Source organism: Leptolyngbya sp. Cla-17, from assembly GCF_016807185.1.
GTDB lineage: Bacteria > Cyanobacteriota > Cyanobacteriia > Leptolyngbyales > Leptolyngbyaceae > ULC077BIN1.
Genome location: NZ_JAEVYN010000001.1, coordinates 1,620,409 through 1,645,238 on the forward strand (window position 1 = coordinate 1,620,409; position 24,830 = coordinate 1,645,238).

Below are 24,830 nucleotides of genomic sequence, written 5' to 3' on the forward strand. Positions count from 1 at the left end.
ATCAAGTACTTTGCAGCAGAAGGTTGCGTTTGACTGAGTTTGCCTCATGAATGAAGTTTCTAATTCTGCTGAATCATGGAGTGTGGCGGCTTCTAGTTCATGTCAGCCCGAATTGAATCTCCATAATCAGTATGAGCAGCTAATGGATGCACTACCACAGATGATGTGGGTTGCAAATGCTGATGGATCAATCAATTATCTTAATCATGCTTGGTCAGAGATGCTGGGAGTGGCGATCGCTGATTCCTTGGAGTGGCAGTTATTTGATCGCATTCATCCAGCTGACCGCGCGATCGCCTTCCGGCAATGGCAACAATCCATCAGCACTGAACAAGCCTTTGAAGTAGAATTGCGCTTTCGTCAAGCAGATAGCGCTCATCGTCGATTTGTGGTGAAGGGTCGCCCTATTTTAGATGAGGCAAACGCCGTGACGAAATGGGTAGGAACCTGCACTCCTTCCAGTCAGGCGCGGCGCGTAGAAACCGAACTAGAACAAGAGCGGGAACTGCAAACTGTGATTACTCGCAACATGGCAGAAGGGATCTGCCTGGTGCGATTGAGCGATCGCGTGATTGTGTATGCCAACCCCAAGTTTGAACAACTATTTGGCTATCAGCCAGCCGAACTAAATGGGCAACCCTTCTCAATCTTGAACTATGCTCCAGATTTGCCAGCCGTAGAAGCGATCGCCAACGACCTATTGCGGCAGGTAGAACAGAACGGTGAAGCAACCTATACCGTTCACAGCATCCGAAAAGACAGGACTCTGTTCTGGTGTGAAGCCACTACGTCTATTTTTGAGCATCCCGAATATGGTTCGGTAGTAGTGGCAGTGCAGCAAGACATTACCAATCGCCTACAAGCAGAGCAAAAACTGAGAGAAAAAGAGCGTCGGTTTCGCGCCATTTTTGACCAAACGTTTCAGTTTGTTGGGCTGCTCGAACCCGATGGCAAAGTCATTGAAGCAAATCAAACAGCTTTAGAATTTGGCGGCGTGACGGCTGAACAAGTGATTGGGCAGATGTTTTGGGAGACTCCTTGGTGGCGAGAGTCTCACGATATTCGAGTGCAGTTGCGTGGGGCGATCGCTCGTGCCGCAGCCGGAGAATTCATTCGATACGAAGTGAAGCTATCCGGTGTAGACGACAGAACTGCGGTCTGCGATTTTTCGATTAAACCCTTACGAGATGAAACTGGACAAGTTGTGTTGCTGATCTCCGAAGGACGCGACATCACTCAGCGAAAGCAAGCCGAAGCCGAAGTTTATAAACTGAACGCCGAACTAGAGGCTCGAGTGGCACAACGGACCTCTCAAATGGCGCAGTTGAACCGGACACTTGCTCAGACTGCCACCCTGTTAGAAGAACGCAACCGTGAACTCGATCAGTTCGCTCATATTGCCTCTCACGATCTAAAGGCACCGCTAAGGGCAATTTCCAACCTTGCCGAGTGGATTGAAGATGATTTGCAGGGGCAACTGCCAGCAGAAAATCAGCAGCAACTGAGGCTTTTGCGAAAACGAGTGCTGCGGATGGAAGCCTTGATTACTGGATTACTCGATTATTCCCGTGTGGGACGGACTCAAGCCGCGATCGAATCCGTTTCCGTCCGCGCCTTGTTAGAAGAAGTCATCGATTCTCTCGATCCACCCGCTACGTTTACGATCGCGCTTGCTTCTGATTTGCCCACTCTGCCAGCGCGGCAACTGCTGTTGCGTCAAGTATTCGCGAACCTAATTGGCAATGCTATCAAACATCACGATCGCCCCGATGGTCGCATCACCATCACCGCCTCCGAGCAAGCAGCCTTTTACGAATTTGCCGTCACAGATGACGGACCTGGCATTGCTGCCGACTATCACGATCGCATCTTCGTCATTTTTCAGACCTTGATCGCTCGCGATTCCAAAGAAAACACGGGTGTGGGTTTATCGATTGTCAAAAAAATTGTTGAAGCCCAAGGCGGACAGATTCGAGTTGAATCCGAACTTGGGCAAGGCACTACCTTTCGATTCACTTGGCTCAAGCAGCCTCAAGATGCTGCCCCAGAACCATGAGCCGTCCACCCATGCAAAATACTTCATTCAAAAAGACATGGGCGGGCTGGTCGCGATTGCCGATTCGGGATCGAGGCGCGATCGTGGTTGCTATTCTCGCGACTTGCTTGGTGATCACGCTGATTGCCTGGGTGTGGTCGCGGGATGTTTTAAACGCTGTCCGGCGAGAGATGGAATCAACGGATGAAGTGATTAACGAAAGCAATCAACTGCTGCTTGAACAAATTAATGCAGAAACCGGGGTGCGGGGCTATGCATTGACCCGCGATCGCGCCTTTCTAGAACCTTATCGCCAATCCCTGGTTCACTATCAACCCTCACTCACACGACTGCAACAATTACAGCAAAAAAAGCCTGGACAACTAGAAGAAGTCAACATTATTCAACAACTCGTGCAGCGTAATCTAGCGATGTCGCGGCAGGTGATTGATGCCACCGATGTTCAGCCATCTGGCACCGCGTTATCTCTCAACACGTTGCTTTATCAAGACAAAGCCAACATGGATGCCTTGCGGGCTTCTGTAGGCAAAATGCAGCAGAGGGAGCAACTCCGCAAAAAGGATCTGCTGCAACAGCGAGAAAAAATTCAGGAGGCGACTTCTGCCGCCATCTGGCTCACAGCCGTAATTAGCGGGTTGGGATTTTTTGCAGCTATTTATTTGTTTAGCCAACTGGATCGAGAGTTGCGCGAACGCGAAGCACGCTTGCATGAAAGCCGATCTTTACTAGAAGCGATCGTCGCCAATGTGGTGGATGGAGTGCTTATCCTCAATGAGGATAGCCAAATTGAAACTTTTAATCCAACGGCTTCTGCCCTGTTTGGCTATCAGCCTGATGAGGTGATTGGGTGTGAAGTTGAGCGGTTGTTGGTTGAGGCTCAATCTTTGACCCGTCATCGGCACACCACTACACAGCAAAGCGCGATGGATAGCTCTGTGCAAACCGGACACGCCTGGCAAACCTCAGGAATTCGCAAAGATGGAACGACCTTTCCAATCGCGATTTCGGTGAGTGATGTGCAATTAGACGATCGCCGCCTGCTTGCGATTATCCGCGATATGACCGATGTTCAGGCAACTCAAGAAAAACTCCAGTCTCGCGCCGACGAATTAACCCGAATCACAACGATTTTGGCGCAAACCAATATTACTTTGGAAGACCGCAACCGGGAATTGGAACAGTTTGCCTATGTCGCTTCTCATGATCTAAAGGCACCTTTGCGGGCGATCGCCAATCTGTCTGAATGGATTGAAGAAGATCTGCAAGGGCAACTCGGTGCCGAAAATCAGCGCCAAATGGTGCTGTTGCGGGGACGAGTTCATCGGATGGAAGCGTTAATTAACGGACTGCTGGAATACTCCCGTGTGGGACGCGCCAAAGCCCCGCTAGAACCAGTTGCTGTGCAAGTCCTGCTAGAAGAAATCGTCGATTCTCTTGCGCCCCCGGAGACGTTTACGATCGCGATCGCGCCGAACCTCCCCACCTTCACCACCAAAGTGCTGCTACTGCGGCAAGTTTTTGCCAACTTAATTGGTAATGCCATCAAGCATCACGATCGCCCCAATGGGCACATCACCATCACCGTCGAAGATCAGGGTGCGTTTTACAAGTTTGCCGTTGCAGACGACGGGCCCGGTATTGCCTCTACCTATTACGATAAGGTCTTTATCATTTTTCAAACCCTAAAAGCCCGCGACACTAAAGAAAGCACAGGGATCGGGTTAGCGATTGTTAAAAGAATTGTTGAAGCTGAAGGGGGCAACATTTGGATCGATTCTCAAGAAGGGAGTGGTGCCACCTTTCATTTCACCTGGCTGAAGTAAGCTCACTATAAAAGAAGGTATCTATGCCAACCGTAGGATGTCTTGAGCAAAACCGAAATGTATCATCACTGCATGTTGATTCATGAAGCTAGGAAAACAAACCATAACTGATTGGAAAAACTGTGTGAATATAAAGAAATTCTTAAAAGGCAACGACTGATGATCACTGCCAAGATGATGCGGCAGCTTTGGGCTGTAATCGAGTCTACTCAAGTCAATACTTTGCTGCAATTTGATGATTCTGCACTGGTGAACTTACTGCTGGATCAATTTGCCACACAGCAAGTGATTGACGCTCCCACTACGAATAGCCTTAATACTTATATTGAGTCGCGCCTACCCCTAATTCGAGATATTGCTGAAGAACGGCGATCGCTGGGGCAAACTACTCATTAGTACAACTATGAACCATTGGCTGAGCATTGCCCTAAGCGCTTATTTTTTTGGAGCCGTGATCGAAGGGATTAATGCTGCGAGTCAACTATCGCCTTCGGCTTTTAAGTCTCCGTCAGGTTCTACGGACGTCTCATCCAAGTCCAGTGAGCCTTTAACTAAACATTGGCACAAAGTTGCTGTTATCGCTTTTGTTAGTGTCTGTGGCGCATTTTTTTGGCCTTGCCGATTACTTCATCGCTCCATCAAAGACAATCAAGCGTGAGCCTGCTCAGAAAATAATGTCAATCCCGCCAATCGAATATTTGCCTGATGCCACTGTTGATGCGCTTCTAGATGAAGATCTTCGCAAGTTGCTTTGCCTTTGCTTCACCAAGCCTTGCGATGCTGTGTTCAAAGAGCGGCGCTATTTTCATGAGCCTCCTAGCCATCGGTGGCTGATGCGTGATGAGGCGGCAATGGCGATCGCCCATATTGCAGTTCACGAAAAGTATGTGGTGGTAGACAACGCAAAATATCCGATTGGCGGTATCGCCGAGGTGTGTGTGCATCCCGATCATCGCGGCAACGGGTATGCTAAGCAAATCCTGGCAGCGATTGATGTCTGGCTACTATCTCAACGGGTTGAGTATGCGGTTTTATTTGGTAACCCTAAAATTTATGCTTCCAGTGGCTATCACCAAGTGACGAACCTATTTCACGATGCTGTGGATAGCGAGGGCAAGCCCTATTTTGAATCTTCTAAAGCAATGGTAAAGCCTCTGACAAACCAGAACTGGTTCACGTCAGAGGCTTACTTACCTGGATTGGCATTTTAGGAGTCGTGGGTTGGCAGAATGACTCGCTTGGCTAAGCCCAACTTTCTTAAGCCTTGAATTGCCCACCAAGTCATGTCAATTTCCCACCATTTCAGCCCAGCTTTTGCCACGTTGGGAGCAGCATGATGGTTATTGTGCCAGCCTTCGCCATAAGTCAACAGTGCCGCCCACCAAAGATTACGAGAGTCGTCGTCCGATTCAAAGCTGCGATAGCCTGTCATATGGCTAGCAGAATTGATCAGCCAAGTGCTGTGCCATAGCAAAACAGCTCTAAGAAACACGCCGTAAATCACAAAAGACCAGCCACCCATTAGATAAAGTAAGATTCCCAAAGGCAACTGGAGCAGCAAGAAGTAGGTGTTTAACCCACGGTAGAAGGGATCACGAGCCAGCTCTGGTGCATATTGTTTGTACTGTTCGTAGTCAAAAAATTTCTTGATTGGGTAGAACAACCAGAGCATGTGACTCCACCAAAAGCCCTTGTTTGCAGAATAGGGATCTTTTTCGTTATCTTCCGTGTGCAGGTGATGTTGGCGATGTCCAGCAACCCAAAAAATCGGTCCACCTTGAAGGGCTAAGGTGCCAATTACAGCGATCGCATACTCCAAAACTTTGGGCACTTGAAAGCTGCGATGGGTCAACAGGCGATGATAGCCTAAACAAATGCCGATGCTGCCGAACAGCCAATGCAGAAAGAGAGTCACGCCCAAGGCAGACCAAGAGAAAAACCAGGGAGACAAGAGCGCGATCGCGTGAACTGCACCGAAAAACGCCACGCTCACCCAATCTAGAGGAGGCAACTGCTCGACAGGAGTAGCCTTAACTGAAGTAGAAGTCATCAATAATCCTTGTAGTTTAGTGATTTTCACACGGGCGCGATCGGACGCAAATTTGCAAAACTGACGCTCCTGTAAAAACCGTTTACACTGGAGAAAATGCAAGTGTTACTTACATTTCTTCTATTGTAACAATCCTTAGTAATTTGTGCAAGTGTCACTTGCATTCTATGCAATGGCTGATCAGCGATCTACTCGACAACGGCTAATCCAATCTGCTCTTGAGCTATTTGCAACCCAAGGCGTGACCGAAACGACGACCAGGCAAATTGCTGAACTTGCAGAGGTGAATGAAGTGACCTTGTTTCGCCAGTTTGGCAACAAACATGGGCTGCTGTTAGCCGTAATTGAAGAGGCGGCGGTGTTCAAGCAGTTTGGGCAGGCGTTAGTGCGGCAAGCCAGTGAGACAGCTAGCCTGAATGACATTTATGAATCGCTTAAAGCCTATGCCACAGCTTGTTTGCAAGCAATAGAGAGCGTTCCGGCCGTCGTGCGATCGGTGGTGGGCGAAGCCGGACAGTATCCCCCAGAAAATCGGGCAGCCTTGGGAAAAGGGTTTACTCAAGCCAATCGCTATGTTGCTGATTATTTTGCAATGGTCATTGAGCAAGGACATTTGCAGACTCATCTTCCTGCCGAAAAACTAGCAAGTTTACTCAATGGACTGCTTTTAGGATATGCCGTAATCGATTTCACCAGCGAGTTCCATGAACTTTGGCACAATCGAGAAGATTTTTTAGAGTCTGTTGTAATACTTTTTCTAAATGGTGCTTTTGCTGACTCACAACGATCTTTGAGTCCAGTTCGTTTAGCTAAACTTGAGTCTTCTGATAGTTCAGTCATATCCGATTTATCTGTCAGTTTAGTTCACAGCATTTTGCAGCAAGCTAAGAAAACAAGTTTGCAAGACTATGCGATCGCGTATGTTTTTTTTGGTGCTGGATTAAGTTCATCAGAGGTGATTTTGTTGCAGCGTAGACATTACATCAGCGATGCTAATCAACAACTGTTGCAGGTTGGACACGGAACCCGCCAAGTTCCGGTTAATCAATGGATTTTGGGTAAACGCTACGGTTCCTACACGCGCAATCCGTTAACTCAATGGCTCAAAAGCCGTAAAGATAGTCAGCTATCGTTATTTGTGAGTGATGACGACCAGCCCCTATTAGAGGTGGAGTTGCGTCAGCGATGGCAAACCTGGACAAACGGATTACTAACTCCGGAAGGGCACCCTCCAGCGATCGCTCAAGCTCAACAAACCTGGTGTGTGGAACTGTTGATGCGAGGGATTGGGCTGGATGATCTGCAACTATTGACGGGTTGTGATCAGTCAACTCTGCAACCCTACGCACAAAGAGCTAAGGAAAAAACGGCGTTGGAGCAAGCGATTCGGTTAGATCAAAAAAACTAAGGCGTTTCACAAACCAAAATATCTGTCGCGACTGCCGATTCATTTGCTCATCACCATCAGTCTCTCTCCAGTTATATGCACTATTTGCTGATTAAAACTCGCCAGATGATGAAGGCAGTAAAACTAATGTAGCTGAACACAACCAGCCAGTCTTGCCAGTTTTCGGGCAGAATCAATTCACTATCCATGCAGCTACTCTTTTTGCAAAATACGGGTTGCTATGTTTTATTTTGAGCCTAAAAGACGTGATCGCCCCTAAAAAATAAGGTTATCAATGTGACAATTTCCTCAGGTGATTAGTGAGAGGATGACACTTTGAAAAATCTTGAAAGAAGATGCTGTTTGCTGAATAGCTCTATTCCAACAGGGATGTAAAGAGATGAATGACACCCGGATATTCAACAGTTCTCAGTTTTTTCAGCCGACCGACGGGGAGCCGATTCGGTCAGTGATTACAGAGTCTAGTCATGCGGTCGTTGTAGCTTGGCATATCAAGCCAGGGCAGACAATCCCAGCGCACAACCATCCTCACGGACAGGATACCTGGGCTATTTTGACTGGGCATGGAGAGTATTATCTGGATAAAGTAGGCACTACACAAGCGATCGCTGCTGGAGATGTGGTAATTGCCCCTATCGGCTGTGTGCATGGAGTGTTCAACAATGGGGATGAACCATTGGTTTTTATTTCAGTTGTGTCTCCTGCTGATGCAGGCTATCAACTCGTTTCATTAGAAGATTCTTTAGCTCTCCATTCCTGACTACTCAATCGACTAGATTGCCTTTCAGCCAATAATCTGATAAAAAACCTAAGTATTTTTGAGATATGAAACGGCTGATCCAATATTTTTATGAAATCAAGCTAGATAAAGCCATTCTCTGGTGCTACCTCATTTGGTATTTTGTAGTCGTCTGGTTCCATTTTGATCCTTCATTGAAAGTATGGATCAACGCAATTGGTATTAGTGTTGTGATTGGCACTGGCTTGTTGCTCAGCGTTTCTTCTAGTGCGGCTCGCAACACAGATCATTGGCAAACTTTTAGGCTTTATCTCATGCCATTCTGTGTTTCAAGCTTTTCTACTTTGATCAAAGATCAGGGATTTGCTGTGGTCGTACCACCCAATATCCAAGAAACATTGGTGGCGTTATTTGGCTGCGGTGTGTTTCTGTCGATTGTTCTAACGATTAAATTAACTAAGAAGAAAATTGCCTGAGACTATTGATGGCTAAATGGATGAAGCGATCGCTTAGTGTTTGGGCGATCGCTTCATCCATCCAAACAAGTGGTTAGCTAACCGCTGCCGTTAGTTTCGCTTCCTCTTCTTTCGCTAGCACCCGCCCTTCATCTTCAAAGCCAGAAATTTCATTGAAGTTGAGGTAGCGGTATAGATCCGCAGCAAACGGGTCAATCTTCTTCGTCACAATCTCCAGGTATTCTTCCACTGTGGGAATCTTACCCAACAGCGCGCACACCGCTGCCAATTCCGCCGAACCGAGATACACCTGAGCGCCTTTGCCCATGCGGTTGTTGAAGTTGCGCGTTGAAGTGGAAAACACCGTCGTATTGTCGGCGACTCGTGCCTGATTCCCCATGCAAAGGGAACATCCCGGCATTTCTGTGCGCGCCCCGGAAGCCGCAAAAATGCCGTAGTAGCCTTCTTCTCGCAGTTGTTGTTCATCCATGCGGGTGGGGGGACAAATCCACAGGCGCACCTTCACGGTTCCTGCACCTTCCAATACTTTCGCAGCGGCACGATAATGCCCAATATTAGTCATGCAAGAGCCGATAAATACTTCATGGATGGGATCACCCGCACATTCAGTCATCAGTTTGATGTTGTCAGGATCATTAGGAGCCGCCACAATCGGTTCCTTGATTTGATCCAGATCGACTTCAATGATTTCAGCATATTCCGCATCAGGATCAGCCTCCATCAGACTGGGATTGGCTAACCATTGTTCCATTTGGGCAACTCGCCGCAGAATAGTTCTCGCATCGCCGTAGCCTCGCGCCACCATGTTTTTGAGTAGCGCCACATTCGATCGCAAATACTCTGCCACCGTTTCCACACTTAGCTTGATAGTGGAACCTGCACACGATCTCTCGGCTGTGGCATCTGTCAGTTCAAATGCCTGCTCCAACTTCAGATCGGGCAATCCTTCCATTTCCATAATTCGCCCAGAGAACACATTTTGCTTGTTCTCTTTGGTCGTCGTTAGCAATCCTCGCTGCATGGCGGCATAGGGAATCGCATTCACCACATCCCGCAATGTCACACCCGGTTGCAGGGTGCCTTTGAACCGCACCAGCACGGATTCCGGCATATCCAGCGGCATCACGCCCAACGCCGCCGCAAACGCCACTAAGCCAGAGCCAGCCGGGAAGGAAATTCCCAGGGGGAAACGGGTATGGGAATCGCCACCCGTGCCCACGGTATCCGGCATTAACATCCGGTTCAACCAGGAGTGGATGATGCCATCGCCCGGTCTCAGGGCAACGCCGCCGCGCTCGTGCATAAAGTCGGGCAAGTCGTGATGAGTTTTAATGTCTACGGGCTTGGGATAGGCAGCCGTGTGGCAGAAGCTCTGCATCACTAAATCTGCTCCAAAACCTAGACACGCCAGTTCTTTTAGCTCGTCGCGGGTCATCGGTCCGGTTGTGTCTTGGGAACCCACGGTAGTCATTAGCGGCTCACAATAGGTGCCGGGTCGCACGCCAACTAGACCGCAAGCTTTGCCAACCATTTTCTGCGCCAAGGTGAACCCTTTGCCTGTGTCGGTGGGCACCGTGGGACGAGCAAACACCGGGCTAGGTGACAAACCCAACACGGCGCGAGTTTTATCCGTCAGAGTGCGCCCAATCAACAAAGGAATCCGTCCGCCTGCCCTCACTTCATCCAAAATTGTGTCGGGCTTGAGGGTGAAAGTGGAAAGAACCTCGCCTGCTTCGCTGGTGATTTCGCCTTTGTAGGGATGGATCGTGATCACGTCGCCCGTTTCGAGTTTGGTGACATCGCACTCGATTGGCAGGGCACCGGAATCTTCCGCTGTGTTGAAGAAAATGGGCGCGATTTTACTGCCAAGGATATAGCCACCCGTGCGCTTGTTGGGCACGCAGGGAATATCGTTGCCGATGTACCACAGCACAGAGTTAATGGCAGATTTGCGGGAGGAACCCGTGCCCACCACATCGCCCACATACGCAACGGGGTGTCCTTTTTTCTTCAGTTCCACAATGGTTTCCAGGGAACCGGGCTGCCGTGTTTCCAGCATCACTAGGGCGTGGAGGGGAATATCGGGACGGCTAGTGGCGTGAGGCGCGGGAGACAAGTCATCGGTGTTGGTTTCGCCGGGAACCTTGAAGACCGTGACTGTGATGGATTCTGGCAGTTTGGGACGGCTAGTGAACCAGTCAGCGTTTGCCCAAGAGTCCATCACTTGCTTGGCGTTGGCGTTGCTGCTAGCCAGTTCTTGAATGTCGTGAAAGGCATCATAGACAAGCATGGTTTTGCTGAGAGCAGCAACGGCGGCGGATGCAAGCTCAGCATTCGGCGATTTGAGCAGATCAATTAGAGCATGAACATTGTAGCCCCCCATCATGGTGCCCAGCAGTTCTACGGCAGCTCTTGGGGAAACAAGTGGACTAGTGATGTCGCCTTTGGCGATCGCGGTCAAAAACCCCGCTTTCACATAAGCCGCTTGATCCACACCAGGGGGAACGCGATCGCGCAACAGTTCCCATAGAAAGGTTTCTTCACCCACAGGCGGATTTTTCAATAATTCACCCAGCTCAGACATTTGTTGAGCGCTCAATGGCAAGGGTGGAATGCCCAGAGCAGCGCGTTCGGCAACATGATTACGATAGGATTCAAGCATAAAAATCTCTGAGAAAGTGACCGCGAATGGTGATTGACACCAACGACATTCGCACAAGATTGCATCAATTGTTCAGCGTACCGCTGGGCGATCGCCCTTGTAGTTAGGATTGATACGAATAGCCTGCTATCTCTATTCTAAAGAGAGTTTGTCCTGTTCCGCCGTGTGGTCTATCAAAGGCATCGTTGTTGAAAACCAATTCCATTTTCCCATCGAAGCTGACTTGATCGCCTGGTTCAATCAATCGCCTGAAGCGTAAGACACTCCCCACAAACCTTTCAAAAATTGGTTCCTTCAGACGGCTTAGAATGGTAGCAGTCTTTGTTGGTTAGAGTCATCATGGTTACGCTGTCGCCTGCTCTGCAAAAACACCTTGCCACCCCGCTAAAAATTGGTCACTTTGAAGTGAATAGCCGTGTGTTGCAATCGCCCCTATCCGGCGTGACAGATATGGTGTTTCGGCGGCTAGTGCGGCAGTATGCACCCACTTCGATGATGTATACCGAAATGGTGAATGCCACAGGGCTGCACTACGTCAAAGAACTGCCCAAAATTATGGAAGTTGACCCCAACGAGCGCCCCATTAGCATTCAGCTGTTTGACTGTCGCCCCGACTTTTTGGCAGAAGCGGCACAAAGGGCAGTTGAGGAAGGTGCAGATACGGTGGATATCAACATGGGTTGCCCGGTGAATAAAATCACCAAAAACGGCGGTGGTTCATCGTTATTGCGGCAGCCCGAACTGGCGGAAGAGATTGTGCGATCGGTGGTGAATGCGGTTGATGTGCCCGTCACCGTTAAAACCCGCATCGGCTGGACGGATCAAGAAATTAACATCCTCGATTTTGCCAGTCGGATGGAAGCGGCTGGGGCGAAAATGATCACCGTGCATGGACGCACTCGCGCTCAGGGTTACAACGGCAATGCCAGGTGGGAATGGATTAAAAAAGTGAAGGATATTCTCTCGATTCCGGTGATTGCCAATGGCGATATCTTTTCCGTGGAATCAGCGGTGAAGTGCCTGGAAGAAACTGGAGCCGATGGCGTGATGTGTTCTCGTGGCACAATGGGCTATCCGTTTTTGGTGGGCGAAGTCGATCATTTTCTCAAAACAGGGGAACTGAAACCGACTCCCACCGCGATCGCCCGCTTGCACTGTGCCCGATCTCATCTGCAAATGCTGTATGACTACAAGGGCGATCGCGGTGTGCGCGAAGCCCGTAAACACATGACCTGGTACGCCAAAAGCTTTGTGGGTGCCGCTGACCTGCGCGGACAGCTTAGCCTAATCGAAAACGTGCAGCAGGGTTTGGATTTGATTGATCGAGCGATCGACCGCTTAATCAACATTCCCGAATCCGATTTAGCCCCCGCAATGGACCCAGAAATCGCACAACTGGTTGCCCTGTGAAATAGTTTTTACGAAAAAAGCAATAATTAAAGTCAGACTGATTAGCGTTATCTAAACTTCATGCAGTTTGAGTGGGACGAAGCGAAGAATTTGGAAAATATTCTCAAACATGAGATCGATTTCGCAGACGTCACCACAATGTTTGATAGTTCAATGCTAATTGAGCCAGATGATCGTTTTGACTATGGCAAAGATCGTTGGTTTGGTATCGGCTTTCTCGGCAATGGCATCGCGGTTGTTATTTGGACAGAACGGCAGGGTGACGTGATCCGGATCATTTCAGCACGAAGGGCAAATCGACATGAGCGACACAAATTTGAGCAATACCTCTCGGACTAATTGGGCAGCACTGGAGGCAATGACAGACGAAGAAATTGATTACTCCGATATTCCACCACTGACGGACGAATTCTTTGAAAATGCAACGCTGAGAATTCCTGCAAGTCAGGCTCAACAGCTTGTTCAGATCGATCCAGACGTTTTAAGCTGGTTCCAATCTCATCACAAAAAATACAAAACTGCAATCAATTTAGCCTTGCGTCATTACATAGAGAGCAATGGTGAACAGCCAGCCCTATAATACCCGCAACCCGATTTGGCCCCCGCAATGGAACCAGAAGGCGATCGCGTGAATCACCTAAAATCAAAGCACTTCACGGTTTAGATAAGGCTGCAACACTTCCGGGATGCGGACTGACCCATCGGGCTGCTGGTAGTTTTCTAGCACCGCCGCCATAGTTCGACCCACCGCTAAGCCAGAGCCATTTAGGGTATGGACAAACTGAGTCCCTTTTTGCCCGGATTCCTTAAACCGAATATTGCCGCGCCGTGCTTGAAAATCGCCAAAGTTGGAGCAGCTAGAGATTTCGCGGTAGGTATTGGCAGAGGGCAACCACACTTCCAGGTCGTAGCATTTAGCCGCGCCAAAGCCAAGATCACCCGTGCAAAGCTCGATGGTGCGATAGGGCAGCTTCAGCGCTTGCAAAATAGCTTCAGCGTTTTGCACCAAGGCTTGATGCTCTGCTTCAGAGGTGTTGGGCTTGACGAGCTTGACCAACTCCACCTTGTTGAATTGATGCAGACGAATCAGCCCACGAGTATCGCGTCCATAGCTGCCTGCCTCTCGTCGAAAACAGGGCGTGTAGGCACAGTGGAGAATAGGCAAGTCATCTGCTGCCAGGATTTCGTCGCGATAAAGATTCGTAACGGGCACTTCTGCGGTAGGAATCAGCCACAGATCATCGTCTTTGCACTGAAAACTTTCTTCGGCAAATTTAGGCAGTTGTCCGGTGGCAGTCAGGGATTGGGTATTGACCAGCAGCGGCGGCATGACTTCGGTGTAGCCTGCGGCAGTTTGGCGATCAAGCATGAAGGAAATCAGGGCACGTTCCAAAGCAGCTCCGGCTCCCAGCAGCACAATAAAGCGGCTTTGGGCAATTTTGGTGGCGCGATCGCTGTTCAAAATGCCTAGTTTCTCGGCAATTTCCCAATGGGGCAATAGCGTTTCTGCTTGCGGCTTATGTTCATCTCCCCAACGGCGAATCTCTACATTTTCGGTTTCATCTTTACCCACAGGCGTAGTGTCGCTAGGCACGTTGGGCAAAGCCAATAGCAAAGCTTCGATTTCGGCTTTCAACTCTTTTTCTTGAGGCTCAAGTTCGCTGAGTTGCGCTTTAATTTGATTGCCTTCACTCTTTAAAGCAAGCACTTCAGCATCATCTGGTTTGCTGTTCGATTTCAGCTTTTGCCCCACCAGTTTGCCAATTTCGTTGCTGCGGGCTTGCAGTTGGGAACGGGTTTTTTCTAGCGCTTTTTGCTGGCGATCGCGCTCCAAGATCGGCTGTATATCATAGCTGCCGCTGCGCTGGTTCAGCTTTTCTTGTACCCGGTCTGGATTTTCTCGAATTTGCTTCAGGTCAAGCACAGCTCATTCCCATTCATTCAGTAAAAGTTCCTAACCCAGAATACACGGAATTGCAGTGAGAGATGAGAGGCGGAAGGGAAGGGGAAAAGATACTAAAAACTTTGTACTCCGCACTCCGTACTCATCACTTTCCTACTGTTTTAATCACTCGACAGGGATTTCCCACCGCAATCACGTTGGCTGGAATATCTTTAGTAACCACACTCCCCGCCCCAATTGTGGTGTTATCGCCAATCGTGACTCCAGGACAAATGATCGCCCCGCCGCCAATCCAGACGGTGTTGCCAATGGTGATTGGGGCGGCAAGTTCTCTTCCGGTGAGGCGGGTCGTGGGATTCGTAGGATGATACGCCGTGTAAATTTGCACGTAGGGAGCGCAGAGTACGTCATGGCCGATATGCACAGTGTTGCAGTCGAGCATGATCCCGCCGTAGTTCATGTAAAAGCGATCGCCGATGAAAATATTGCTGCCATAATCGCAGTGAAACGGCGGCACAATATTGACCGCGTCGCCTACCTTCCCCAATAGTTCTCGCAAAATTTGTTCGCGAAGATCCGGTTCTTCTAACGTCGTTTGCGCGTATTGGCGAAGCAGGCAACTGGCGCGTTTGTTTTCTGCTGCAAGTTCTGGATCGGTTGCCAGATATAACTCTCCTGCCAGCATCTTCTGTTTTTCTGTTTGCTCGAATTCGCTCATAGAATTTTTGGACTTTTCTGTTTTAAGAAGATAGAGGTGCGATCGCTTCATCCTATGCCGAGAAATTGTAAAATTGACTACTTAATGAAAAAGATATTCAGTGAAAAAAAGTTAGTGGAAAAACAGTGGAAAAATGAACTTAATGATGTGATTCGAGGAGCATCAGGCGGATTCTTGTTTGGTATTCCCTTGCTCTACACCATGGAGGTTTGGTGGATTGGGTCGTCCGCTCACATGTTTCGGTTGCTGGTGGCATTACTGCTCACGTTTGCGATTGTCTTTATGCTTAACCGCACTGCTGGATTTCGTCAAACGAGTGATATCTATGCGATTGATGCGGCGATGGATAGTGTGGAAGCGATGGCGATCGGCTTAGTGTGTACTGCCTCAATGCTGATATTGATTCAAGAAATTACTTCACAGACTCCACTCAATGAGGCGCTTGGAAAGCTAATTTATGAAAGCACACCCTTCACATTGGGAGTAGCATTAGCAAATCAGTTTTTATCTGGGCAAGAGGAGAATGAAGCGCAAAAAAGTGATTCTCTCGCGTCTGATCAAAATACTTTTAATGCAACGTTTTCCGATATTGGCGGCACTTTAATTGGGGCAATTATTATCGCATTCAATATTGCTCCCACTGATGAGATCCCGATGATTACTGCGGCGGTCAATGGCTTATGGCTTGTGGCAATCATGGCAGCGTCGCTTTTAGTTTCCTATATGATCGTCTTTGCCGCAGGGTTTACCAATCAGCAAAAGCGGCATCAGCAAGAAGGGATTTTTCAGAATCCTTACAGTGAAACATTGATCTCATACCTAGTTTCATTGCTAGCAGCCTGTATGATGCTGGTGTTTTTCGATAAGTTGCGTTGGCAAGATCCCTGGCATCTCTGGTTGAGCTACTCAATTATTTTAGGGTTGCCTGCCACGATCGGCGGCGCAGCAGGACGGTTAGCAATATGACAGACAGTGAAATCAAAAATGCTCCAGAGTCAAAACGCCCTTTCCGCAATTCTACCGAATGGCTGTCTTTTGGAATTGCATCGCTAATCGTAGGAACGGTGGCAGGTTTGGTCATTTATAGCTGGGCAATGGGGCGCAACAGTCCCCCTAGTTTGACAATTTATCGCACTGAACCTGTGCGTGAAGCTGATGGGCAGTTTTATGTTCCGTTTGAAATTGTTAACACAGGCGGCGAAACGGCTGAGTCAGTGCAGGTCATTGCTGAGTTGAAAGTCAACGCTGCCATTCAGGAGTCAGGCGATTTGCAAATTGATTTTCTATCACGGGGCGAAACAGAGAAGGCTGCATTTGTTTTCAAAACAGATCCGCGCCAAGGTGATTTGGTCGTGCGAGTGGCTAGCTATAAAACGCCTTAAGGTATGAGATAGAGAGGAGATGGAACTGAGAATCAGGGGCTTATAGTGTGGCAAACAAGCATTGGTAGGTAAAGGAGTTAAGCAGTAAAGAGGCGAAGAAGTTTACTGGTGTATACCTCTATGCCCCTACTCCTTTACCTGTTTACCCCTTACATGACCTGTTCAATTTCTGCAATTTCGGGAATGAATTCGCGCAGGCGACGTTCAATACCCATTCTCAAAGTCATGGCGGAGCTAGGGCAAGAGCCACAGGCACCTTGAAGCCGTAGTTTGACGACGGGACCATCGATTTCAACGAGTTCCACGTTGCCGCCATCTGCCATTAGATAAGGACGCAGTTCGTCTAAGACGGTTTCTACGTTTTCAGTGTTTAATGTAAGCGTTTCAGACATAATTCACCTTGGTTTGTTGTAAAGCTATCATTCCACTTGATCCTAACGCTACTTTCTACGCGGCGTTGGGTAAAAAAAGTTGAATGTTGGAAAAGAGAAATTCTTGGGTTGATGTTTTGCCGTGAACATCGGTTTCCATGAAACGACGATTCAAAATGAAGAAGCCGCCAACTTGTTCATATTCATCTTCAAATAGGCTCTTGCCACCTTTTTGCTCACCCGTTTTGGGGTCTTGATAGACCGAATCATAGCGGTAAGGCAAGTAGCCTTCGCCCGTGTCGTGGGTGCTGAAGGTGTTAATGGTGATCACAACACCGTGCATATGACGGTGAACCAGGCTGACTTCGCCGTTGTGAACTTTATAGCGATCGCCCTCAGATTTGCCGCCCATCAAAATTGCCACCGCGCCAGACTCATCTGTTTCACCGTAGGCAAAGGTATTTTTGCTGTGGGTCTCTTCAAATGAACGTCGCACCCGGTGAATCGCAATTTCCCAAAGCTGACCGTGAACCAGCTTTTTCGCTTGCTCATCTTCAATATCAAATACTTCAGCAGTCAGATCAGGATTCACTCGTACCGTGCCCTTAAAGTCCTGACCGTCTAGCTTTAAAAGAACGTCAGCGGTGTAACCGGGAAAAGTGCGCTCCCAGGTATAGCGATTTTCATAAGCGGCTTGAAATAGCTCCTGTGCCGATACTTGCGCTACAGTCATGCAATTCTCCTGTGTTGGGTTCTTTATTCAGTTTAGAGACTTTTACTAAGGATATGAACTCGCTTGAGTAAGTGTACAAAATTAGTTGCTGCCGAATTTTGACTATGCTTATCCCCCGACGGTCTATTCTACGTGGGTTAATTGGAGCCAAAATCCACGCAGAATGAGCAAACAATTCAGTTTGTCAACGTATTGACTTTGTGCCTGAGCATCACAGCCAACCGGATTTAGGGACTTGTGTAGTCGCTGGTGCTAGTCACCTTCTGTAGAACCATTTTCAGAAAGACTCCACTGTTGAACAAGGGTTTGCGCGGCGTTATACAGGGGGCGACCATCGCCAATCTTATTGGCAAGCTGAATAGCCTGAGCATACTGTTTTGAAGTTGCCAATTTCTGAGCTTGATCTAATATTGTCTGATCTTCTAAATCTAAAAGGCGTTGTTTCCAATCAAAGATGGCTGATTGGGCAGTAAGGCGGAGCGGTCTGCCAAGGGGTACTTTACTGGCGTAGGCGATCGCGTTGTTCAATGATTGAGGAGTTCCCAGAGCCGCAAATTTTTCAGCCGCAATAATATTAGCGCGATCGCTCATTTGCTGCTGATCCTGCTGCCAAACAGAAATTAGCGTCTGAGCATAAAGGCGATGGGGACGGGTAGGCGCAATGGCTTGGGCTATTTGAATCGCAAGCGGTAGCAGTGGGAGTGGGCGCGCATCCGCCACGAATTTGGCAAAGCGCAGTTGAGTTAAATCTTGCAGCCGATCTTCTAAAGGCGAAATTTTGGGCTGTACTGCGGTATACAGCGGCTGCCTGGGTTGAATCTGGCGCAAAGCAGATAGCGTAGTCGCTATCTGCCAATAGTTTTCCTCAGTTGGGATAGCGGCAGGCATCTGTCGATTTAACTGGGTTGCCTGATCCAACCAGATCAGGTTTTGCAAGTCTGGGGATAAAGATTGGACGGGCAGCCATTTTGCTTGAGCGATCGCCCCTGATAAGTTTCCCTGCTCTAATTGCTGAGTCGCACTATTTGTCAGCGCCTTGCTCCACTGAATTACATCGTCTTCGGCACTTGCACGAGCGTAGGTTTTGGGATGCAACTGCTCTACTTCAGCGATCGCGGGTCCTAGTTTTTCCCCAGCTTTGGATAGATCCGGTCCCACAGTTGTCCGAATTGCTTGAAGCTGATTGTAAGACAGTCGTTCTGTCATCATTCGCTCTCGCATTCGAATGAACTGCTGCTGCCAATACTCATTCTGTTGGTTGGCAAAGGGCAGCAGTAGCGTTTCAGCTTTTTGCCAATCCTGTTTCTTTAAGGCGCTTTCAATCGACTCTTCCAATGCTTTGCCTTTAATCTGGCTTTTTCGCCATCGGTTTTCAGCCTGTTGAGCATTTCTATAAAACGGGCTATTTGCAGGAATTTTGCTGACTAAATAAATCGCCTGTTTCAAATTGTTTTGTCCTGCTTTTTGACGGGCGATCGCCAGCACGGTTTTAGACCAGTCGCGCATGAGCCGCTTGGCAGGTTTTTCTAACGTGTGATTGTCATGCCAGGGTTCAATCAGTTTTAACCCAGCCAATAGTGCGCTAGGGCTGCTCGATCGCGCAGCTTGTTCTGCACAAAATAAGCGTTCTGTATCGGATGAAAAAAACCATAGCTGTTGACAATTAGGATTCGGCGGCACATCCGTTAACCAGGAAATTGCTGCCACTCCCGTGCCGCCACAAAATGCCACCACACCCAACCAAACCAAGGGCGTACCTAAAGTTTTGGCTCCCTGCTTTAGCTTTAAAGTTACTTGAGTGAAAAACTTAGCGGTCTGATGACGCTGCGTTCCCGCTTCTACTAATGAGCTAGTGGAGTTGTCGGCTTGCTCTAAATCTTTAGGTGCAGGAGCCTCCACTACAGTATCAGCTTCGGGAGCATCCAAAGCGGCTTCCGACTGAGCAGCCTGACTGACTATTTCTGATCCTTCCGCTTCTGCAATTGCGGCTTCTGGGTCAGGTGGCTGAACTGAAGAATGGATTTCGGATGTGCCCTGCTTTCCCCCCGATGCCTGAGGTCGAAATCGGTCAATTGCCTTATGTGCCATGACTTCAGCGCTTCTCTGTCAACAATGTGTTGCCGACTGTTGTTCACAGCCTAGCTGAAATGGGGTGGGTACTTTGTCTATGTGACTCATCCGCATTGCAGCTTGCCGCTATTGTATAGGCTGCAATTTAGTTTGGAGCGCCAATGGTGAAATCCTTCGTGATCGCTCTAGTCTGATCGACAAGTTTTCTCACCCATAACAACTCAACCATTGGCAGGCTCTTGATTGCGATAGCCAAAGAAATTAATGTGATAGTCCGTAACCCGCACGCCTGTTTGATCTTCAATCTGCTTCAGGATATCTGCTGGCAGGACAACGTGAACATCCAAAATTTGGTTGGTATCCAAACAGTTCACATGGCTATGAGAATCGCTGATATTGCCGTAGAGTCTGCCATCCGATCGCTCAATGCATTCGATAATGCCTTGGCTAGAAAGCGCTTCTAAATTTTGATAAACCGATGTATGCCCAATTTCTTTGCCCTGCAAATTTAGGCGATCATAAATTTCCCTGGCAGACATATGCTCTTGTGCTTGCCACAGCAGTTCTAAGATAAAACGACGCTGGCGGCTCAGGCGCATACCTAAATCCTGGCAACGGTCTAGGGCTTCATCCAGCGATCGAATTGGTTTTTGGTTAATCGTGTCGTTTTGCATATCTAACCGCTCTTTTTCCAACCAGTCTTTTTGATGCGGTGCGGCTGTAGCTAGATACAATCGTCTTGGGTGCCTTTACACATCATGCTTCCAAGTATAGTTCTAGTATAGCTAAAGTAAACTCGCTACAACTTTGGTTTACTGCTAAGAACCAAGCCATGAGCATTTATGTTCATGGATGTCCTGCATTGCTTCACAATAAGAAAGATAAAACATGAGTTTGAATGGTATGTGCTTCTCTGGGTTTTCCATCTTCTCTTCGTGGCTGCGATCAGTTTGTCCTTGGCGTAAACTGTGCCTCTTTGCCATTAGCCTCTTGATCTTAGTCAGCGGATTAAATGGGATAAATATGCCGACCGCGATCGCGGGTTTAAAGGACGATCGCTACGAAGGCGATATTTTCACGCTGTATGCAGGAAATGGCTCTCTCGTGCCGCCCAAAGTGACTCTAGAGCAAGCCTTGGAGCGAAAACGCCCGACCATCCTAGTTTTTTATCTAGACGACAATAGTGATAGCAAGCAATATTCCACCGTTGTTTCCCAACTGCAAGCATTTTATGGTCGAACACTGGATCTGATCGCCCTCCGGGTAGATGCCATCCCACCCAAGAAAACTTACGCAAAAACAGAAGCAGGATATTACTACAGTGGAGTTGTGCCGCAAACCGTTCTGTTTGATGAAACAGGCAAGGTCGTTCTAAATCAGAAAGGCTCCGTTGCTTACGAACAAATAGACGATGTTTTGCGTAAAGTATTTAAGCTATTGCCCCGCTCTGAGTCGGTGGAACTAAGACGTCAACCCGTTAACGAATTTAACACCGAACTCATTCCCTAACTTGCATCAGCCTAGAATTACTGTTTTAGCCATGCCCAGACCAAACCGCAGTGAATTGGGCATAGTCGAAAAAACTACAGAGAAAGTAGTCGAGATGTCTGACAAGTTTGAATAGTCTAGCAATACTTAGACAAACGTTCTATTTCTCAAAATAAACTTTTGACCCTGTTCGGTAGGTTGCTGATGTCACAGACCTATAGCACCGCAGACCTCATCAAAATCCTCGCAGGCGAACGGCAAGCTTGCATGAATGGAAAGCGCCTAAACTTAGCGGTAAGTCCATCAGGGAGTCCATTTCTCGACAAATTTTTACAGCCAGAGGGTCTGCAACGATTTACTGCTTACCGCAACTTTCGAGCAGCCGTCCATGACTATCAGCGGCAGCATGGAATTTCCGGGATTGTCTGGCAAACCCTAACGATAAAAGGGCAAGACCTGCACTTTCCTAAGGTCGATGAGCAGTTAATAGCATTACCAGAAGATTTGGAATTGCTGAAAACGGTCAAGACTCAGTTGTTTGAGTTTTGGTATCAAAGTACGGCTGATATGGATTTATATCTCAGTTTGAATGGAGGCAAATCTTATCAGTTGGTGGTGCAGAAGGATGTCGATCGCATTATGCACCGCACCGAATGGGCAAGCCTGATTCAGCAGGGTAACCTTAGCCAGCTTGAGATTATTCTGCAACTAGGTTGGGGTAATCCAGAATCAGCAGCCTATCGTCATGGTTTTCCAGAATCGGGTAGCGAATATGTCCATGCAGTTAATCCGGGTAATCAGCCATTTATTTAAATGCGATGAAAACAGGAGCCATCATCGACTCAACAGGGCTGTATCGCTACTTGCTGTGGCGTGAGTGGGATGCAGCAGCGCTTAAAGTTGGGTTTGTCATGTTGAACCCTAGTCGGGCAGACGGAACAGTTGATGATCCAACCATTCGCCGCTGTATCGGGTTTGCGAGATCGTGGGGCTATAGCGGTTTAGAAGTGGTTAACCTATTTGCCTATCGCACTGCAAAACCAAGTGAATTACGGCAGGTTGTTGATCCGGTTGGGATAGAGAATGATGCCTACTTGCGATCGCTTTCACATCGGGTGAATCGCATTGTCCTCGCGTGGGGAAATTGGGGAACTTGGCAAGGGCGCGATCAGGCAGTTTTAGCCCTGTTTGGTCGTTCGACTCAACTGTACTGCCTGAATCTGACCAAAACAGGACAACCAAAGCATCCTCTTTACTTACGAGCTACTTGCTTACCTGTAAGTTTTTTAGTTGCGTGAAGAGTAGCACTGCCCCATAATACCAACCACCTCAAACTTTAGGCGTTCAAGTATTAGTTCAAAAAACGCCAAACTATAGTGCCAATGCCCAAAACACCGGCGAGCACTGCAAACGTTCCCTGTATTTTCTTTAAAACTGGTTGGGTTTGATAGCTCACCACCAGGCGATCGCGGGCTAAAACTTCTGCCGGTTTGATCCAGGTTTGCCCGTCATACCAGCCCGATTCTTCGTAAAACACCTTGGCATCCATTAGGCGAGACGAGACATAGGACCAGCCGAGATAAAGACGGATTAAAACCAGCAGCAGCAGCAAAATTGCCCCGACGGTGCTGGTGAGCAAAAACTTAGCCGGATATTTTTCAAACGGAAAGCTTGCGGCGGCGATTGGAGCCGCGATCGCCCAACTCCCTAGCCAAATCCACAGTATTTTGCTGACATACCGCGATGGCTCCAACGTTGCCCAGTGAAAAAACCAGGATTCCTTCAAATCCTCGTATTCATTTAAAGGAAGTTGCTCGGTCGGAACTGGGCAAGCAGCGATCGATAAATTCTGGGTCAGGTCATCTGGCAAAACGCTGATCTCCTGCAAGGGTAACGATTTGGACAGATAAAATTAATATAGCCAAACGTATTTTTCAGTATAAACGACTTGCCAAAAGGAGGGATGAAGAGGACATGAGACGTTGTTAGAGAAACCTGTCGGAAGAAAAAACCTTCTACACCAAAGTCAGCATTTTAGAGGTTTTTCCCAAGCTACGTTAAGCAGTCAAAGCTTGGATCTTGCCGTTAGAGGTCTTCGTTCTCTAACCGAGCAACAACGACTGCACAAAAGGAAAATGCAGCGACCAAGGGCATGGGACAAGATGATAGATAGCTAGAGAATGCGGCAGCGATCGCGCTGCCTACTGCTGCCATACACCAAACTTTTTCTTCAGAACATAACCCCTGTTTGGCTTTAATCGCTTTCATGGCTTGAGATGGAATTGGCATCGGTATAACCCCCTGAGGAGGAAACCCCCAATAGATCGAGCGCTCAATAAACCAGTCAGTCCACCCGTTATCTTGGCACCACTCATCAATCCAATCGCTTGCGTAATGATTCATATCTTAGCCAGCATCAAAAGCAGTAAAAAAGTGGAGATGTGCTGTGTAAAGTTAATGTATCTCTGACGCTATCAAAAGAATCTTCAGGCGTGGTTTGATGAAATTAAAATTTACTCATTCATCAACCACCGAAAACTTTCGTAACAATCAGAAATCTGCTGCAATATGATTTTCTAGCTTGCTTATAAAGATTTTTGGTTTAATTTAATCCTTATGAGTACAAGTTTTTTGAATGCCGTTCACCAGGGAAAAAATCACTGGAAATACTATTTGCTTAGTTTCTTGTGTATTATTACAAGCGCTTGGTTGGGAGTTTTTATTTCTACTCTCTTCAACAATTTAATAATAAAATTTAGCTTTTTTCTAGACAAAGGAATAGCGAATTGCCAGTTAACCAATTCTTGGGTTGGTATCTGCTTTTTGCCATGGCTGACAAACTATACAGTTAATACCATTCCTTTCTTCTTTTTATTTATTGGTGTGTATATTGCTACTCAATGGATTCATCAACGTAGGTTTTTTACCTTAATAAACTCAACCGCTTCTATTCAATGGAATCGTTTGATTTTAGGGTTTTGTGTCTGGTTTCTTCTATTAGGTATCCAACTATTAATCGAGCTTTCATGGGCACCACAGCATTTTGAATGGAGCTTTCATCCATTGCAATGGCTAGTGTTTTTGCTGCTCGCTCTTATTTTGACGCCGCTTCAAACCTCTACTGAAGAACTCCTGTTTCGAGGCTACTTCTTACAATCCGTAGGGCAACTCATTAAACCGCCTGTAGTACTTGCGATCGCAACTAGCCTTCCGTTTGCCATGGCGCATTTTGGCAACTCAGAAATGAACCGTGGAAGTTTGTGGACTGGACTAACCTATGGCGTGCTTTCCCTTTTCTTAGCAGCAGTGACGCTAAAAGATAATCGGTTGGAACTTGCTCTTGGCATTCATGCTGCTAATAATCTGTTCATTTTATTGATAGTCAATTCAGCCGATTCCAGTCTGCGATCGCCCTCTCTCTTAACCCAAATTGCTTTTTTAGATCCTCAAGTTAGTTTCCTAACAACCTTAATTGGAGCGATCGCGGTTTATGCCTTTTTATTTAAGGATGATCGCAATCTTTGTTGATAGTGATCATCAG

The 24,830-nt window shown here is 47.8% G+C and carries 26 protein-coding genes; 16 read left to right on the forward strand and 10 right to left on the reverse strand.

Annotated elements, in window-relative coordinates; translation table 11 throughout:
• The first annotated feature begins 46 nt into the window (after positions 1 to 46).
• The 4 genes from JOY44_RS07285 to JOY44_RS07300 all read left to right on the forward strand — a co-directional run bounded on the left by JOY44_RS07285 (position 47) and on the right by JOY44_RS07300 (position 5,090).
• Complete coding sequence (locus JOY44_RS07285) at positions 47 to 2,056, forward strand: PAS domain-containing sensor histidine kinase (protein ID WP_171572972.1); 2,010 nt, start codon at positions 47 to 49, stop codon at positions 2,054 to 2,056.
• Complete coding sequence (locus JOY44_RS07290; RefSeq protein WP_197985035.1) at positions 2,053 to 3,879, forward strand: sensor histidine kinase; 1,827 nt, start codon at positions 2,053 to 2,055, stop codon at positions 3,877 to 3,879. Before JOY44_RS07285 ends, JOY44_RS07290 begins: the two co-directional genes overlap by 4 nt.
• Before the next feature lie 159 nt (positions 3,880 to 4,038).
• Positions 4,039 to 4,275, forward strand: a complete 237-nt coding sequence (locus tag JOY44_RS07295; RefSeq protein ID WP_171573759.1) for a hypothetical protein — start codon at positions 4,039 to 4,041, stop codon at positions 4,273 to 4,275.
• A gap of 278 nt (positions 4,276 to 4,553) precedes the next feature.
• On the forward strand, positions 4,554 to 5,090 hold the full coding sequence (locus tag JOY44_RS07300) for a GNAT family N-acetyltransferase (RefSeq protein ID WP_207211159.1): 537 nt from the start codon (positions 4,554 to 4,556) through the stop codon (positions 5,088 to 5,090).
• On the opposite strand, the gene JOY44_RS07305 is transcribed toward JOY44_RS07300, so the two are convergent.
• Positions 5,087 to 5,929: an acyl-CoA desaturase gene (locus JOY44_RS07305; protein ID WP_171572974.1), complete on the reverse strand. Its 843-nt coding sequence runs from the start codon at positions 5,927 to 5,929 to the stop codon at positions 5,087 to 5,089. The two genes, JOY44_RS07300 and JOY44_RS07305, sit on opposite strands and share 4 nt — an antisense overlap.
• A gap of 145 nt (positions 5,930 to 6,074) precedes the next feature.
• Here JOY44_RS07305 and JOY44_RS07310 point away from each other — a divergent pair, with 145 nt between their 5' ends.
• From JOY44_RS07310 to JOY44_RS07320, 3 genes are all read left to right on the forward strand, one after another.
• On the forward strand, positions 6,075 to 7,337 hold the full coding sequence (locus tag JOY44_RS07310; RefSeq protein ID WP_242541725.1) for a TetR/AcrR family transcriptional regulator: 1,263 nt from the start codon (positions 6,075 to 6,077) through the stop codon (positions 7,335 to 7,337).
• Positions 7,338 to 7,716: 379 nt separating this feature from the next.
• Positions 7,717 to 8,097, forward strand: coding sequence for a cupin domain-containing protein (locus JOY44_RS07315; protein WP_171572975.1), 381 nt, complete (start codon positions 7,717 to 7,719; stop codon positions 8,095 to 8,097).
• A 65-nt stretch (positions 8,098 to 8,162) separates the two neighbouring features.
• Positions 8,163 to 8,552 (forward strand): hypothetical protein, encoded by a 390-nt coding sequence (locus JOY44_RS07320; protein ID WP_171572976.1) that lies wholly within the window; start codon positions 8,163 to 8,165, stop codon positions 8,550 to 8,552.
• 73 nt (positions 8,553 to 8,625) lie between these two features.
• On the opposite strand, the gene acnB is transcribed toward JOY44_RS07320, so the two are convergent.
• Complete coding sequence (acnB, locus tag JOY44_RS07325; protein ID WP_171572977.1) at positions 8,626 to 11,214, reverse strand: bifunctional aconitate hydratase 2/2-methylisocitrate dehydratase; 2,589 nt, start codon at positions 11,212 to 11,214, stop codon at positions 8,626 to 8,628.
• A gap of 339 nt (positions 11,215 to 11,553) precedes the next feature.
• On the opposite strand from acnB, the gene dusB reads away from it, so the two are divergent.
• Genes dusB through JOY44_RS07340 form a run of 3 tightly spaced genes read left to right on the forward strand, consistent with a single transcriptional unit; the run spans position 11,554 to position 13,204 of the window.
• The gene (gene dusB / locus JOY44_RS07330; protein ID WP_171572978.1) at positions 11,554 to 12,624 is read left to right on the forward strand and encodes a tRNA dihydrouridine synthase DusB; all 1,071 of its coding nucleotides are present in this window, start codon (positions 11,554 to 11,556) and stop codon (positions 12,622 to 12,624) included.
• A 60-nt stretch (positions 12,625 to 12,684) separates the two neighbouring features.
• Complete coding sequence (locus JOY44_RS07335; RefSeq protein ID WP_171572979.1) at positions 12,685 to 12,963, forward strand: BrnT family toxin; 279 nt, start codon at positions 12,685 to 12,687, stop codon at positions 12,961 to 12,963.
• Positions 12,964 to 12,982: 19 nt separating this feature from the next.
• On the forward strand, positions 12,983 to 13,204 hold the full coding sequence (locus JOY44_RS07340; RefSeq protein WP_242541726.1) for a BrnA antitoxin family protein: 222 nt from the start codon (positions 12,983 to 12,985) through the stop codon (positions 13,202 to 13,204).
• A gap of 63 nt (positions 13,205 to 13,267) precedes the next feature.
• Here the strand turns inward: JOY44_RS07340 and serS are convergent, their stop codons facing one another.
• Complete coding sequence (serS, locus tag JOY44_RS07345) at positions 13,268 to 14,548, reverse strand: serine--tRNA ligase (RefSeq protein ID WP_171572981.1); 1,281 nt, start codon at positions 14,546 to 14,548, stop codon at positions 13,268 to 13,270.
• Positions 14,549 to 14,672: 124 nt separating this feature from the next.
• Positions 14,673 to 15,245: a sugar O-acetyltransferase gene (locus JOY44_RS07350; RefSeq protein ID WP_171573761.1), complete on the reverse strand. Its 573-nt coding sequence runs from the start codon at positions 15,243 to 15,245 to the stop codon at positions 14,673 to 14,675.
• Positions 15,246 to 15,329: 84 nt separating this feature from the next.
• On the opposite strand from JOY44_RS07350, the gene JOY44_RS07355 reads away from it, so the two are divergent.
• Both JOY44_RS07355 and JOY44_RS07360 read left to right on the forward strand, forming a co-directional pair.
• Positions 15,330 to 16,211, forward strand: coding sequence for a TIGR02587 family membrane protein (locus JOY44_RS07355; RefSeq protein ID WP_171572982.1), 882 nt, complete (start codon positions 15,330 to 15,332; stop codon positions 16,209 to 16,211).
• On the forward strand, positions 16,208 to 16,627 hold the full coding sequence (locus JOY44_RS07360) for a TIGR02588 family protein (protein WP_171572983.1): 420 nt from the start codon (positions 16,208 to 16,210) through the stop codon (positions 16,625 to 16,627). Before JOY44_RS07355 ends, JOY44_RS07360 begins: the two co-directional genes overlap by 4 nt.
• A gap of 149 nt (positions 16,628 to 16,776) precedes the next feature.
• Here JOY44_RS07360 and JOY44_RS07365 read toward each other — a convergent pair whose 3' ends face one another.
• The 4 genes from JOY44_RS07365 to JOY44_RS07380 form a co-directional block, all read right to left on the reverse strand.
• Positions 16,777 to 17,019 (reverse strand): NifU family protein, encoded by a 243-nt coding sequence (locus tag JOY44_RS07365; protein WP_171572984.1) that lies wholly within the window; start codon positions 17,017 to 17,019, stop codon positions 16,777 to 16,779.
• A gap of 55 nt (positions 17,020 to 17,074) precedes the next feature.
• Positions 17,075 to 17,731, reverse strand: coding sequence for a DUF3386 domain-containing protein (locus tag JOY44_RS07370; protein WP_171572985.1), 657 nt, complete (start codon positions 17,729 to 17,731; stop codon positions 17,075 to 17,077).
• A gap of 252 nt (positions 17,732 to 17,983) precedes the next feature.
• Positions 17,984 to 19,819 (reverse strand): hypothetical protein, encoded by a 1,836-nt coding sequence (locus tag JOY44_RS07375; protein WP_171572986.1) that lies wholly within the window; start codon positions 19,817 to 19,819, stop codon positions 17,984 to 17,986.
• A gap of 203 nt (positions 19,820 to 20,022) precedes the next feature.
• The gene (locus JOY44_RS07380) at positions 20,023 to 20,535 is read right to left on the reverse strand and encodes a Fur family transcriptional regulator (RefSeq protein WP_197985038.1); all 513 of its coding nucleotides are present in this window, start codon (positions 20,533 to 20,535) and stop codon (positions 20,023 to 20,025) included.
• Between the two features lie 256 nt (positions 20,536 to 20,791).
• Here JOY44_RS07380 and JOY44_RS07385 point away from each other — a divergent pair, with 256 nt between their 5' ends.
• The 3 genes from JOY44_RS07385 (at position 20,792) to JOY44_RS07395 (ending at position 22,587) form a co-directional block, all read left to right on the forward strand.
• A complete protein-coding gene (locus tag JOY44_RS07385; RefSeq protein WP_245404906.1) occupies positions 20,792 to 21,310 on the forward strand; it encodes a thylakoid membrane photosystem I accumulation factor in 519 nt (172 codons plus the stop codon).
• A gap of 183 nt (positions 21,311 to 21,493) precedes the next feature.
• Positions 21,494 to 22,102, forward strand: coding sequence for a hypothetical protein (locus tag JOY44_RS07390; protein ID WP_171572987.1), 609 nt, complete (start codon positions 21,494 to 21,496; stop codon positions 22,100 to 22,102).
• 5 nt (positions 22,103 to 22,107) lie between these two features.
• Positions 22,108 to 22,587: a DUF1643 domain-containing protein gene (locus tag JOY44_RS07395; protein WP_171572988.1), complete on the forward strand. Its 480-nt coding sequence runs from the start codon at positions 22,108 to 22,110 to the stop codon at positions 22,585 to 22,587.
• A gap of 53 nt (positions 22,588 to 22,640) precedes the next feature.
• Here the strand turns inward: JOY44_RS07395 and JOY44_RS07400 are convergent, their stop codons facing one another.
• A complete protein-coding gene (locus tag JOY44_RS07400) occupies positions 22,641 to 23,177 on the reverse strand; it encodes a CGLD27 family protein (RefSeq protein ID WP_197985040.1) in 537 nt (178 codons plus the stop codon).
• A 197-nt stretch (positions 23,178 to 23,374) separates the two neighbouring features.
• Positions 23,375 to 23,692, reverse strand: a complete 318-nt coding sequence (locus tag JOY44_RS07405; RefSeq protein WP_171572989.1) for a hypothetical protein — start codon at positions 23,690 to 23,692, stop codon at positions 23,375 to 23,377.
• A 213-nt stretch (positions 23,693 to 23,905) separates the two neighbouring features.
• Here JOY44_RS07405 and JOY44_RS32800 point away from each other — a divergent pair, with 213 nt between their 5' ends.
• Positions 23,906 to 24,817, forward strand: a complete 912-nt coding sequence (locus JOY44_RS32800) for a type II CAAX prenyl endopeptidase Rce1 family protein (RefSeq protein ID WP_171572990.1) — start codon at positions 23,906 to 23,908, stop codon at positions 24,815 to 24,817.
• Positions 24,818 to 24,830 lie beyond the last annotated feature (13 nt).

Excerpts from the sequence above, each read along its gene's own strand:
- JOY44_RS07285 (WP_171572972.1), top strand. The coding sequence starts at position 47 with ATGAATGAAGTTTCTAATTCTGCTGAATCATGGAGTGTGGCGGCTTCT.
- JOY44_RS07290 (WP_197985035.1), top strand. The coding sequence starts at position 2,053 with ATGAGCCGTCCACCCATGCAAAATACTTCATTCAAAAAGACATGGGCG.
- JOY44_RS07295 (WP_171573759.1), top strand. The coding sequence starts at position 4,039 with ATGATCACTGCCAAGATGATGCGGCAGCTTTGGGCTGTAATCGAGTCT.
- JOY44_RS07300 (WP_207211159.1), top strand. The coding sequence starts at position 4,554 with ATGTCAATCCCGCCAATCGAATATTTGCCTGATGCCACTGTTGATGCG.
- JOY44_RS07305 (WP_171572974.1), bottom strand. The coding sequence starts at position 5,929 with ATGACTTCTACTTCAGTTAAGGCTACTCCTGTCGAGCAGTTGCCTCCT.
- JOY44_RS07315 (WP_171572975.1), top strand. The coding sequence starts at position 7,717 with ATGAATGACACCCGGATATTCAACAGTTCTCAGTTTTTTCAGCCGACC.
- JOY44_RS07320 (WP_171572976.1), top strand. The coding sequence starts at position 8,163 with ATGAAACGGCTGATCCAATATTTTTATGAAATCAAGCTAGATAAAGCC.
- acnB (WP_171572977.1), bottom strand. The coding sequence starts at position 11,214 with ATGCTTGAATCCTATCGTAATCATGTTGCCGAACGCGCTGCTCTGGGC.
- dusB (WP_171572978.1), top strand. The coding sequence starts at position 11,554 with ATGGTTACGCTGTCGCCTGCTCTGCAAAAACACCTTGCCACCCCGCTA.
- JOY44_RS07335 (WP_171572979.1), top strand. The coding sequence starts at position 12,685 with ATGCAGTTTGAGTGGGACGAAGCGAAGAATTTGGAAAATATTCTCAAA.
- JOY44_RS07340 (WP_242541726.1), top strand. The coding sequence starts at position 12,983 with ATGACAGACGAAGAAATTGATTACTCCGATATTCCACCACTGACGGAC.
- JOY44_RS07350 (WP_171573761.1), bottom strand. The coding sequence starts at position 15,245 with ATGAGCGAATTCGAGCAAACAGAAAAACAGAAGATGCTGGCAGGAGAG.
- JOY44_RS07355 (WP_171572982.1), top strand. The coding sequence starts at position 15,330 with ATGAAAAAGATATTCAGTGAAAAAAAGTTAGTGGAAAAACAGTGGAAA.
- JOY44_RS07360 (WP_171572983.1), top strand. The coding sequence starts at position 16,208 with ATGACAGACAGTGAAATCAAAAATGCTCCAGAGTCAAAACGCCCTTTC.
- JOY44_RS07365 (WP_171572984.1), bottom strand. The coding sequence starts at position 17,019 with ATGTCTGAAACGCTTACATTAAACACTGAAAACGTAGAAACCGTCTTA.
- JOY44_RS07370 (WP_171572985.1), bottom strand. The coding sequence starts at position 17,731 with ATGACTGTAGCGCAAGTATCGGCACAGGAGCTATTTCAAGCCGCTTAT.
- JOY44_RS07375 (WP_171572986.1), bottom strand. The coding sequence starts at position 19,819 with ATGGCACATAAGGCAATTGACCGATTTCGACCTCAGGCATCGGGGGGA.
- JOY44_RS07390 (WP_171572987.1), top strand. The coding sequence starts at position 21,494 with ATGTCACAGACCTATAGCACCGCAGACCTCATCAAAATCCTCGCAGGC.
- JOY44_RS07395 (WP_171572988.1), top strand. The coding sequence starts at position 22,108 with ATGAAAACAGGAGCCATCATCGACTCAACAGGGCTGTATCGCTACTTG.
- JOY44_RS07405 (WP_171572989.1), bottom strand. The coding sequence starts at position 23,692 with ATGAATCATTACGCAAGCGATTGGATTGATGAGTGGTGCCAAGATAAC.
- JOY44_RS32800 (WP_171572990.1), top strand. The coding sequence starts at position 23,906 with ATGAGTACAAGTTTTTTGAATGCCGTTCACCAGGGAAAAAATCACTGG.